At 42.1% G+C, this 11,604-nt stretch carries 10 protein-coding genes and 1 other annotated feature; of the genes, 9 read left to right on the forward strand and 1 reads right to left on the reverse strand.

From position 1 onward, the window contains the following. Positions 1-10 precede the first annotated feature (10 nt). The 9 genes from MHB41_RS05505 (at position 11) to MHB41_RS05545 (ending at position 9,959) form a co-directional block, all read left to right on the forward strand. On the forward strand, positions 11-949 hold the full coding sequence (locus tag MHB41_RS05505; protein ID WP_034282079.1) for a beta-ketoacyl-ACP synthase III: 939 nt from the start codon (positions 11-13) through the stop codon (positions 947-949). Between the two features lie 21 nt (positions 950-970). Then, positions 971-2,212: a beta-ketoacyl-ACP synthase II gene (fabF, locus tag MHB41_RS05510; protein ID WP_034282078.1), complete on the forward strand. Its 1,242-nt coding sequence runs from the start codon at positions 971-973 to the stop codon at positions 2,210-2,212. A 77-nt stretch (positions 2,213-2,289) separates the two neighbouring features. Further along, on the forward strand, positions 2,290-3,093 hold the full coding sequence (locus MHB41_RS05515; RefSeq protein ID WP_176967524.1) for a DUF2268 domain-containing protein: 804 nt from the start codon (positions 2,290-2,292) through the stop codon (positions 3,091-3,093). 149 nt (positions 3,094-3,242) lie between these two features. Beyond that, the gene (locus MHB41_RS05520; protein ID WP_342502609.1) at positions 3,243-4,223 is read left to right on the forward strand and encodes an ABC transporter ATP-binding protein; all 981 of its coding nucleotides are present in this window, start codon (positions 3,243-3,245) and stop codon (positions 4,221-4,223) included. Then, on the forward strand, positions 4,220-5,242 hold the full coding sequence (locus MHB41_RS05525; protein WP_075622802.1) for a dipeptide ABC transporter ATP-binding protein: 1,023 nt from the start codon (positions 4,220-4,222) through the stop codon (positions 5,240-5,242). Before MHB41_RS05520 ends, MHB41_RS05525 begins: the two co-directional genes overlap by 4 nt. An 85-nt stretch (positions 5,243-5,327) precedes the next feature. After that, on the forward strand, positions 5,328-6,962 hold the full coding sequence (locus MHB41_RS05530) for a peptide-binding protein (RefSeq protein ID WP_340898988.1): 1,635 nt from the start codon (positions 5,328-5,330) through the stop codon (positions 6,960-6,962). A 215-nt stretch (positions 6,963-7,177) separates the two neighbouring features. Beyond that, entirely contained in the window at positions 7,178-8,128 is a 951-nt protein-coding gene (locus MHB41_RS05535; protein WP_111927225.1) for an ABC transporter permease, read from the forward strand. 33 nt (positions 8,129-8,161) lie between these two features. After that, complete coding sequence (gene opp4C / locus MHB41_RS05540) at positions 8,162-9,061, forward strand: oligopeptide ABC transporter permease (protein WP_111927227.1); 900 nt, start codon at positions 8,162-8,164, stop codon at positions 9,059-9,061. 145 nt (positions 9,062-9,206) lie between these two features. After that, entirely contained in the window at positions 9,207-9,959 is a 753-nt protein-coding gene (locus tag MHB41_RS05545) for a YjbA family protein (protein WP_024426484.1), read from the forward strand. Positions 9,960-9,993: 34 nt separating this feature from the next. On the opposite strand, the gene trpS is transcribed toward MHB41_RS05545, so the two are convergent. After that, positions 9,994-10,989, reverse strand: coding sequence for a tryptophan--tRNA ligase (gene trpS / locus MHB41_RS05550; protein WP_065214229.1), 996 nt, complete (start codon positions 10,987-10,989; stop codon positions 9,994-9,996). A gap of 53 nt (positions 10,990-11,042) precedes the next feature. Next, positions 11,043-11,263 (reverse strand) — a binding site (T-box leader). Between the last annotated feature and the right edge of the window lie 341 nt (positions 11,264-11,604).

An 11,604-nucleotide genomic window follows, 5' to 3' on the forward strand; every position in this document is an offset into this window, starting at 1 on the left:
GTCTTATTCAATGAATGCTGGAATTATTGGCCTTGGCCGCTATATACCTGAAAAAGTATTAACAAATCATGATTTAGAAAAAATGGTTGAAACTTCTGACGAGTGGATTCGTACTAGAACAGGTATAGAAGAAAGAAGAATTGCATCTGATGATGTCAATACATCTCATATGGCGCTTGCTGCTGCAAAAAAAGCATTAGCTGCCGCAGATGTGGCTGCAGAAGATATCGATATGATTCTTGTGGCGACAGTCACGCCAGATCAAGCATTTCCGACAGTTGCTTGCATGATTCAAGAGCAGCTCGGTGCACATAAAGCATGTGCAATGGATATTAGCGCTGCGTGTGCTGGCTTTATGTATGGGCTTGTTACTGGAAAACAATTTATCGAATCAGGAACTTACAAACACGTGCTTGTTGTCGGTGTAGAAAAGCTTTCTCGCATTACAGACTGGGATGACCGTAATACTGCTGTTTTGTTTGGAGATGGAGCTGGAGCTGCTGTGCTGGGAGAAGTCAGCGAAGGCAAAGGAATTCTATCATTTGAACTTGGAGCAGATGGAAGCGGCGGGAAGCACTTGTACTTAGATGAAAAAGATCATACAATCATGAATGGACGAGAAGTATTTAAATTTGCTGTAAGACAAATGGGAGAGTCAAGTGTAAATGTCATTGAAAAAGCTGGACTATCAAAAGAAGACGTTGATTTCTTGATCCCGCATCAAGCAAATATTCGCATTATGGAAGCAGCACGCGAACGCTTAGAGCTTCCAGTTGAAAAAATGTCGAAGACGGTTCATAAATACGGAAACACATCAGCAGCATCCATTCCAATTTCACTATGTGAAGAAATCGAAGCCGGAAAAATTCATGACGGCGATGTGATTGTAATGGTTGGTTTTGGTGGCGGATTAACTTGGGGCGCAATCGCTATGCGATGGGGCCGATAAAAGAGTGGGGTGCACAAATTAATGGATAAGAAACGAGTAGTTGTTACAGGATTAGGTGCTTTGACACCTCTTGGCAACGATGTAGAGTCAACATGGAAAAATGCTTTAGCGGGTGTATCAGGGGTTGGACCGATTACACGTGTCGATTCAAGTGAATATACCGCAAAAGTAGCGGCAGAACTAAAAGATTTTAACATTGAAGATTACATGGAGAAAAAAGAAGCGCGAAAAATGGCACGCTTCACACAATATGCAGTCGTTGCAGCTCAAAAAGCGCTGGAAGATTCACGTCTTGAAATCACAGATGAAATCGCACCGCGTGTTGGTGTATGGGTTGGGTCTGGTATTGGCGGGCTTGAAACATTTGAAGAGCAGTTCGAAGTGTATTCAAATAAAGGGGCAAGACGCGTCAGTCCATTCTTCGTCCCAATGATGATTCCTGATATGGCGACAGGCCAAATCTCTATTGCACTTGGCGCAAAAGGGGTTAACTCTTGTACGGTGACAGCATGTGCAACAGGAACAAACTCGATTGGTGATGCATTTAAAGTTATTCAGCGCGGAGATGCAGATGCAATGATCACAGGCGGAACAGAAGCGCCATTAACAAAAATGTCGTTTGCAGGTTTCTGTGCGAACAAAGCCCTTTCGACAAATCCTGATCCAAAGACAGCAAGCCGTCCGTTCGACAAAAACCGTGACGGATTTGTCATGGGTGAGGGTGCAGGGATTATTGTTCTTGAAGAACTTGAGCATGCCTTAAAACGTGGTGCGACCATTTATGCAGAAATCGTTGGTTATGGTTCAACTGGAGATGCCTACCATATTACAGCACCAGCTCCAAATGGAGAAGGCGGCGTCCGTGCAATGAAAGAAGCGATTCGAGATGCAGGGTTGTCTGTGGAAGATATTGATTATATCAATGCCCACGGTACAAGCACACCTTACAATGATAAATTTGAAACAATGGCGATTAAAGAAGTGTTCGGAGAGCATGCGAACCAGCTTGCGATCAGTTCGACAAAATCAATGACAGGTCACTTACTTGGCGCAGCAGGCGGAGTAGAAGCCATTTTCTCTGTTCTTGCGATTAAAGACAGCGTCCTTCCTCCAACCATTAACCTTGAAACACCGGATGAAGAATGTGATCTTGATTATGTAGCAAATGAAGCACGTTCAAAAGAAGTACAAGTGGCTTTAAGTAACTCACTTGGTTTTGGCGGGCATAATGCGACAATTATTTTCAAAAAATACGAAGCGTAATACTTTCTGAGAAAGCGGCGGTCGATAAACAGATCGCCGCTTTTTTGCATATGATGAAAATGGAGGTGTTCAGCGGTATGGGTCTGATCAATACACAATATCTCATTCATCAATCATCATCATTTCAGGAGCTTGCAGCGCGCTTTGTTCCTTATTTTAAAGGGGCTGAGGAAAAAGAATGGTCGTCTATCCTCGCTCACCTGCAGCATCACGGGATGGTTCGGTCTTGGAGCTCGTGCAAAAACATGATCGACAAGCTCAAGGAAAAAGGGTATTTCAAGCTTGTCATGAAAGAATATCAAACGCTTCAAAAGCAGTGGGAAGGTCCAGACATTCCTGTGTTTATTTTACCTGTCAACGAGAGCAGCAGAGAAATCAGAGAGCAATTTTATTATCAATCCGGCATGGCATTTGATGACAAGGTCTTTCTTTTTTTGTCTCCAAATACCCCGAAGGAGCGAATCGGTACATTGCTGACTCACGAATATCACCATGTATGCAGGCTGCATTTTCTCTCAAAAGAAGAAAAAGACTTTACATTCCTCGATACAATCATGATGGAGGGGCTCGCTGAATATGCTGTGTATCATAGATATGGAGAAAACTATACAGCGAAATGGACCACCTTCTATAGCGAAGAACAGCTTCAGCGTATGTACAAGAAATGGGTATCCAGTCATCTTGATCAAAGAGTCCAGGACGACGAAAGGCTGATACAGAATCTTCTTTATGGAAAAGGGAACTACCCTAAAATGCTTGGTTACGCTACCGGGTTTTATATTGTGAAAAAATATTTCAATGAGCACCGAATCAGCGAGGAGTCGATGATTGCAGAGCCAGCAGAAACCTTTTTAAAGGCGATAGAATCAAAAAGTGAATAATTCACATAAAAAGAGACATATTACAAATTTACTAAATACTTCTTGATTTCGTCATAGCGATGTAATAATATACAAATAATTCTTTTTATTTTAAAAAGACGGAATATTCAGGTTCAATTCTATTGATCTATGGAGAAAGGGGCGAATGAATGAGCACGCTGCTTGAAGTGCAAAACTTAAAAACATATTTTTTTCGAAAAAAGGAACCGATACCTGCTGTGGATGGCGTTGATTTCAGCATCAACAGAGGAGAAACTGTCGCATTAGTCGGTGAGTCTGGGTCTGGCAAAAGCATTACGTCCTTATCCATTATGGGTCTGATTCATGGCACGGGCGGGAAAATTATGGACGGTTCCATCAAACTTGATGGAAAGGACCTTGTTACATATAGTGAAAAGGAATTATGCAGCATCCGTGGTAATGATGTATCTATGATCTTTCAGGAACCCATGACCTCACTTAATCCCGTCTTACCCATCGGAGAACAAATAACAGAAATCCTCATCTATCACAAAAAACTTTCAAAAAAAGAAGCGGTCAAAAAAGCGGTTGATCTGCTGAAGCTTGTTGGTTTTTCCCGCCCGGAGCAAATCATGAAAGATTATCCGCATTGTTTATCAGGCGGCATGCGGCAAAGAGTGATGATTGCCATAGCGCTAAGCTGTGATCCGAAGCTTCTCATTGCAGATGAACCGACAACTGCCCTGGATGTGACCATTCAAGCACAGGTACTCACTTTAATGAAAGATTTATGCTCTACCTTTGGTACATCTATTCTTCTTATCACACATGATTTAGGTGTCGTGTCTGAAGTGGCAGATCGAGTGATTGTCATGTACTGCGGACAGGTTGTTGAAAATGGGACTGTCGAAGAGTTGTTTAAACAGCCGCTTCATCCTTACACAGAAGGGCTGCTTGAATCGATTCCTGTCATTGACGGAGACATACAGCCGTTAACAGCCATCAAAGGAAATGTTCCTGCGCCAGATCAGCTTCCAGCCGGCTGCCGCTTTGCTCCTAGATGTCCGCAAGTGAAGGAACGCTGCCTGGGAGAACTGCCTAAGCTGAGAACATTTGAAGATGGCAGAAGCGTCAGATGTTTCTTATATGAGGAGGCAGACCACACATGACACTTGCTCAAAATCAAACACAAATAACAGACTTACCAGAGAAAGAAACGATCCTTGAACTGAAACAGATTCGAAAACATTTTCCGATTAAAGCGGGCGTCTTTCAGAAGAAAGTCGGTGCAGTGAAAGCTGTTGACGGCATAGACTTGAAGATTTATAAAGGTGAAACGTTAGGTATTGTCGGGGAGTCAGGATGCGGGAAATCCACCCTAGGCCGGACAATGATTCGCCTATACGAACCAACCGACGGTCAAATCTTTTTTAAAGGGCAAGACATCACGCGCGTGTCAGAATCAAAGCTAAGACAATCTACACGAAAAAACATCCAAATGGTTTTTCAAGATCCCTTTGCATCACTCAACCCTAGAAAAACACTTCGAAGCATCATCAAAGAACCCTACAAAACACATCACTTATATTCCTTAAAAGAAAGAAATGAAAAAGTAGAACAGCTTTTATCAAAGGTAGGTCTTCATCCAAGCTTTGCGAACCGCTATCCCCATGAATTTTCAGGCGGGCAGAGGCAGCGGATCGGCATCGCTCGTGCGCTTGCCATGAATCCCGACATGATCATCGCAGATGAGCCTGTATCAGCACTTGATGTATCCATTCAGGCGCAGGTTATTAATCTGATGGAGGAGCTTCAGGAGGAATTTGACCTTACCTATCTATTTATCTCTCACGATTTAAGTGTGGTCAGGCATATTAGCGATAGAGTCGGCGTCATGTATCTCGGCAAAATGATGGAGCTTGCCGATAAGCATAGTCTGTACGATGACCCGCTCCATCCGTATACACAGGCTCTGCTTTCTTCCGTTCCTGTCACCCGTAAAAAAGGGCAGACGAAAAGAGAACGCATTATGCTCCAAGGCGATCTGCCGAGTCCTGCAAATCCGCCAAAAGGCTGCGTATTTCACACAAGATGCCCGCACGCGAAAGAAATCTGTAAAGAAAAAGTACCAGCATTTCAGGAATTAAAAACGAACCACTTTGTTGCCTGCCACCTCTACAACGCTTGATCAAGCTTGTATGATCTCATCTTTGAGAGGGGGGATGAAACAGGATTCGGTCATTATTTTTAAAAAAGAATAGGGGGAATTGTCTATGAAAGGTAGAAATAGAAAGTTCATTTTGGTCAGTTTACTGCTGATTTTTACATTAATCCTTGCTGCTTGTTCTGGTGGAAATAAAACGTCTGGAGAAAGTGGAAAGAAATCCACAGGTAAACCGGTACAAGGCGGCGATCTTGTCATCGGTTCAATTGCAGAGCCAACATTATTTAACTCGCTGTATTCTACAGATGTGGCAAGCTCTGATATTGAGGAAAGAATCTACAGCTTCTTACTTCAAACAGACGGAAAGCTCAACCCTCAGCTATCGCTGGCAGAGGATATTAAAGAATCTGATGACGGCAAGCAGTTTGATGTCACCATTAAAAAAGGTGTGAAGTTTCATGATGGTGAAGAACTGACTGCTGACGATGTTGTGTTTACATACAGCATTCCAATCAATAAGGACTACAACGGGGAGCGCGGATCAGGCTTTGAAGTTTTAGAGTCTGTTAAAAAGACAGGGGACTACTCGATCGAATTCAAGCTCAATAAAAAAGATCCGTATTTTTATAATGTCACACTAGGAAGCTACGGTATTTTACCTAAGCATATTTTAGGTGATGTGCCTATAAAAGATCTCGGTGAAAACGAATTTAACCGAAAAAAACCAATCGGTTCTGGTCCATTTAAATTTGCAGAATGGAAAGAAGGAGACTACGTCAAACTAGAAGCCTTTGACGATTATTGGGATGGACGTCCTTACCTTGATAATGTCACAATTAAAACCATTCCTGATCAGAATGCAGCGATTGCCCAGCTGTCAGCAGGAGATATTGATTTCTTTGCTGTACCAGGCTCCGAGCTGCAAACAGCTGAAAAAGTGAGCAACATTAAAATTGAATCTGATCTAGGACTCAATTATTCATACATTGGCTGGAACCAGAAAAATGAACTCTTTAAAAGTAAAAAGGTCCGCCAAGCGCTGACACATGCTATTGATCGTCAAACGATTGTTGACCAAGTGCTAGATGGAGACGGCAAAGTAGCCAATATTCCAGAAAGTCCGCTGTCCTGGAACTATCCAAAGGATGAAAGTGTGCCAGTGTTTGAATTTGATCAAGAAAAAGCGAAAAAGATGCTGAAAGAAGAGGGCTGGGAGGATACAGATGGAGACGGCTATCTTGATAAGGATGGCAAGAAATTCTCCTTTGTCATAAAGACCAACCAAGGAAATAAAGTTCGTGAAGATATCGCTGTCGTTGTCCAGCAGCAGCTCAAAGAAATCGGTGTGGAAGCGAAGCCGCAAATTGTGGAATTCAGTGCACTCATTGAGCAGACGACACCGCCTAAGTGGGATTATGATGCGCTGCTGCTCGGCTGGAGCCTTGCGACATTCCCTGATCAATTCAGCATATTCCACTCAAGCCAGTCTGAAAAAGGCTTAAATAACATCTGGTATAAAAATAAAGAGGTCGATAAGCTGTTAGTCGATGCTAAAAACTTAAGCGATCGAAAAGATTATTCAAAGGCATATGAAAAAATTTATAAACTGATCGCAGAGGATCAGCCGTATACGTTCCTTTACTATGCCAATTCACATCGCGCTATGCCATCTAATCTCCAAGGCTACTCTTACCACCCGAAAGATGAGTATTACAAAATCGAAAAATGGTGGCTTGAACAGTAGACTGATAGTGAAGAAGGGGGGGGATTCTCCCCTTTCACCGTGAGAACAATCCCTTGCATTCGGTGCCAGTTCTCTGCACGGGTGCTAAAAGGATCACTTCGGCACAGGATTCAAGGGTTTTCAGATCACGCTGAAAAGAAGACAAAAGGCTAAAATAACATCATTTTGGCCTTTTTTTCACAGAATGGCGATCCGATGAAAAAGGAGTTGTGCATATGGTTACATATATCATTAGAAGGACATTGCTCTCCATTCCCATTTTATTAGGGATTACCATCTTGTCCTTTGCCATTATGAAAGCAGCACCAGGCGATCCGATGTCACTCATGATGGATCCTACTATTAGTGCGGCAGACCGCGAAGCCTTTATTGATAAGTACGGCTTGAACGATCCTGAATATGTGCAATATATGAAATGGCTTGGCAATATGCTACAAGGTGACTTTGGCACATCCATTGTCAAAAAGGGAACACCCGTGGCTGATTTGATTTTTGCCCGGCTGCCAAATACCCTCATCCTCATGATCTTTTCTACAATAGTTGCCCTGCTGATCGCCATCCCATTTGGTGTTCTTTCAGCAAAACGTCCATATACAAAGCTTGACTATGGCATTACGGTTACATCTTTTATCGGACTGGCTATTCCAAACTTTTGGTTTGGTCTTATCCTCATTATGGTTTTATCCGTGAACTTAGGGTGGTTTCCAACTGGCGGAGTCTCTACCTTGAATGCCGATTTTAATGTGTTTGACCGGCTCCATCACATCATTTTACCAGCCTTTGTTTTAGCAACTGCTGATATGGCAGGGCTGACCCGGTACACAAGGTCGAGCATGCTTGATGTCATGAGGCAGGATTACATTCGCACAGCAAGAGCGAAAGGCTTTAGAGAAAACAAAGTCATTTTTAAGCATGGTTTAAGAAACGGTCTTATGCCTGTCATAACGATTTTCGGATTAATGATACCATCTTTTATTGGCGGCGCAGTCGTGGTGGAACAAATCTTCACCTGGCCTGGACTTGGAAAGCTGTTCATTGATTCTGCCTTTTCGAGAGATTATCCGGTCATTATGGCAATGACCGTTATTTCCGCAGTGCTTGTGGTGGTTGGAAATTTAATAGCGGATATTTTATATGCGATCGTTGATCCGCGTATTGAATATTAGAAGGGAGCTGAAGCACAATTGGCACAGCCTAATATGGGAACACCTCCTGTTGATATCAAATTAAAGGAGGGCCTTCCGCCAAAGCCAGAGACGATGCTGCGTTTGTTTTGCGAGAAATTTTTCAAAAATAAATTGGCGGTTGCCGGCTCTGTGATCTTATTGATCATTATCTTTTCAGCCATTTTCGCTCCAGTGATCGCTCCATATACACCAGAACAGCAAGATTTATTGAAGCGGCTCCAGCCGCCAAGTGCCGAGCATTTTATGGGCACTGACAAGTTTGGCCGCGATATTTTCTCAAGGGTGCTATATGGCGCGCGGGTCTCTTTATTGGTCGGTTTTGTCTCAGTGCTCGGTGCAATCACCATTGGTACTGTCGTTGGTGCGGTTGCGGGGTATTTCAAAGGGTTTGTTGATTCTTTGTTAATGAGGTTTGTAGATGTCGTGTTGTCGATTCCAGACATTTTTCTATTGATTACGCTCGTCACCATTTTCAAACCGGGCATTGATAAATTGATTTTAATCTTTGCTTTGACAGGCTGGACAACAACGGCCAGACTCATCCGCAGTGAATTCTTATCACTTCGAACAAGAGAATTCGTCCTCGCGGCGAGAACCATTGGAACGAAAAATCATGTCATCATCTTTTCGCATATTTTACCGAACTGTATCGGTCCTATTATTGTGTCAGCTACATTAAAAGTAGGCTCCGTCATTTTAGCTGAATCAACGCTCAGCTACCTTGGCTTTGGTATTCAGCCGCCAACGGCAAGCTGGGGCAACATGCTGCAAGACGCACAAAATTTCTCCATTATGGTGCAAGCTTGGTGGTACCCGCTTTTCCCAGGTTTATTCATTTTGCTGACTGTTTTATGCTTTAATTTTTTAGGAGATGGGCTGAGAGATGCGCTTGATCCTAAAAAGCTGAAGTAAAGTTTAAAAGGGCTCTGCGTTTCCTGAACGAAAGAAAGACATGAAGCTCATCATTCTCAGCTTGAAGTTTTGATAAAGTTGGAATAATTTCTCTATCCCTTGCCCATACTGTGGACAACAGTTTTTATAAAGTGAGGGATTGGTTATGTTATTTCTTCATGACGTATGGGTGAATTGGTTTGAAGGGGAAGAGAATGGCTACAATGTGTGTCATTTTCATGAGTGGCGTAAGGAGGACAGTGTTGAACTGTTAGATCAAGTGCCTTTACTTAAGGTGCAGAGCCCTTTGTTTGATTACATAGAGAATGATCTTTCAGAGCTGCCGAAGACGCTGCTAGAGTCTGTATTTGAGAAATCATATATTCGAAAAAATCATGAACGCCGTAAATTAGAGTATTGCTTTGTAGTCACCGACGGAATTCGAATCATTGCTGTAGATACGATAGGGTATTCCATACCTGTGAGAAAAAGCCGCTTGATTCCAAGGCAGGAGCAATTGGTGTATGAAATGGTGAAAGATGTGAAGGCAGAGGAATATGAATTTTCTAAGGACAGCCTTGAATCGACGAAAGAATATCACATTCTATCACTGCCGCCGCAGCATATCAGCGGATTAACGAGAAAAGAAAGACAGCTGAAACAGCTGATGTTTATGGCGCTCGATCAATTAAAAGGGCTCAAAAACAGGGCGGAGATTGCGTATTGGTATACGGAATGGAACCCGCGCATGTACAACCAAATCAAACGAATGTCTTTCGAAGAGATTTGGAACATGCTTTACAATGAAACGATTGATGGGTGGTCAGAGAATCATTTAGCCTTCTGTGAAAAAATGATTAAAGGGCAGCCTTTTTTCGAAAAGCTTTGGGAAATGGAAAACGAATCAAAAGTAAATTAGAAAAAGCTTGCAGCGGCAGTGCTGCAAGCTTTTTTTATTTGCGTTTTCTGCCAAGACCCATCGCATTCTCCATTTTTTTCAGCATTTTGTTTGCTGCGCGGTTTGCTTTTTCAGCACCTTCGTCTAGAATGCGGTCAAGCTCGTCTGATTCAATGAGTTCGTAGTATCGATCTTGAATTGGTTTTAAAGCCTCAATGACAACGTTCGCAAGATCTCCTTTAAACTCACCATATCCTTTGCCTTCGTACTTTTGCTCCAGCTCAGCAATCGATATGTTGCCTAATACAGAATAAATCGTCAGCAAGTTGGCAATTCCAGGCTTGTTCTCTTTGTCATACCTCACGATGCCTTCTGAATCCGTCACAGCACTTTTAATTTTCTTTTCAAGCTGCTTTGGTTCATCTAATAAGGTAATGAAAGATTTTTGGTTCGGATCGGATTTGCTCATTTTTTTCGTTGGATCTGTTAAAGACATAATCCGTGCGCCTTCTTTTGGAATTTTCACTTCAGGCACAGTGAAGATGTCATTGTACTTTCGGTTAAAGCGTTCAGCGAGCGTTCTAGTCAATTCAAGATGCTGCTTTTGGTCTTCTCCAACAGGGACTAAATCAGTACCATATAATAAGATATCGCCAGCCATTAATGGGGGATACGTTAATAGGCCTGAAACAACTGCTTCTTTACCAGCGGATTTGTCCTTAAATTGGGTCATTCTTTCTAATTCCCCAATATAAGCAACACATTGAAGCATCCATCCTGCCTGGGCGTGAGCAGGTACCTCTGATTGGATAAACAATGTCGCTTTCTCTGGATCAAGACCAACAGCTAAATAAAGAGCTGCTAAGCTTCTAATATTTTGGCGGAGAGCTAATCGGTCCTGACTCACTGTAATCGCATGTTGATCCACGACACAAAAATAGCCATTATAGTCATGCTGCAAATCAACAAATTGCTTCATTGCTCCAATATAGTTCCCTAACGTGACAGAACCGCTCGGCTGAATGCCTGAAAAAATTGTCTTCTTTGTCATACTAAAACCTCTTTTCTTCAATATAAAAAGGCCCACCCATCACTTTTCAACAGAAAAGGGACGAATGAACCGTGGTACCACCCTTGTTATTTCACATAGAAATCACTCAAGACGTTGATAACGGAGACTGCTCCGTCTAAGCCTACTCACTTTTTTAGAAGTGTTCGGTTAGCTGCTCCAAAGCCCATTCCATACATGCCATTATCTGCTCACACCGGCCGCAGATTCTCTGTAAATGGTGAATATATGTACTCTTCTTTTTCATCGCAACAATATGTCTATCTATTATAAAGGATGACCATGAAAAAGTCACGAAGCCCTTATGTGACCTTCTCATCATGCCTATTGACACTTAAAATTTTAGATAAAATAACAAATATCTGTCAGAATTTTTTAAAAAAGGATGATTAATTATATGTATAAAACATTATTCCTGCTGAATTTGTTAAATTATTTTAATCAATTTACGCTTTAATTTGTTGAAGTGATTGAGACTTTAGTTTATAAAAATCCCTCTTTATCCCCATTTACGTTTTTAAAAAATATATGAAATTGATATTGCAATAAATTATTCTATTCATTATAATGAATTTGTTCACACGTTTGTGCTAGGCT

The organism is Bacillus sp. FSL H7-0578 (genome assembly GCF_038630855.1).
In the GTDB taxonomy this organism is placed as follows: Bacteria; Bacillota; Bacilli; order Bacillales; family Bacillaceae; genus Bacillus; species Bacillus safensis.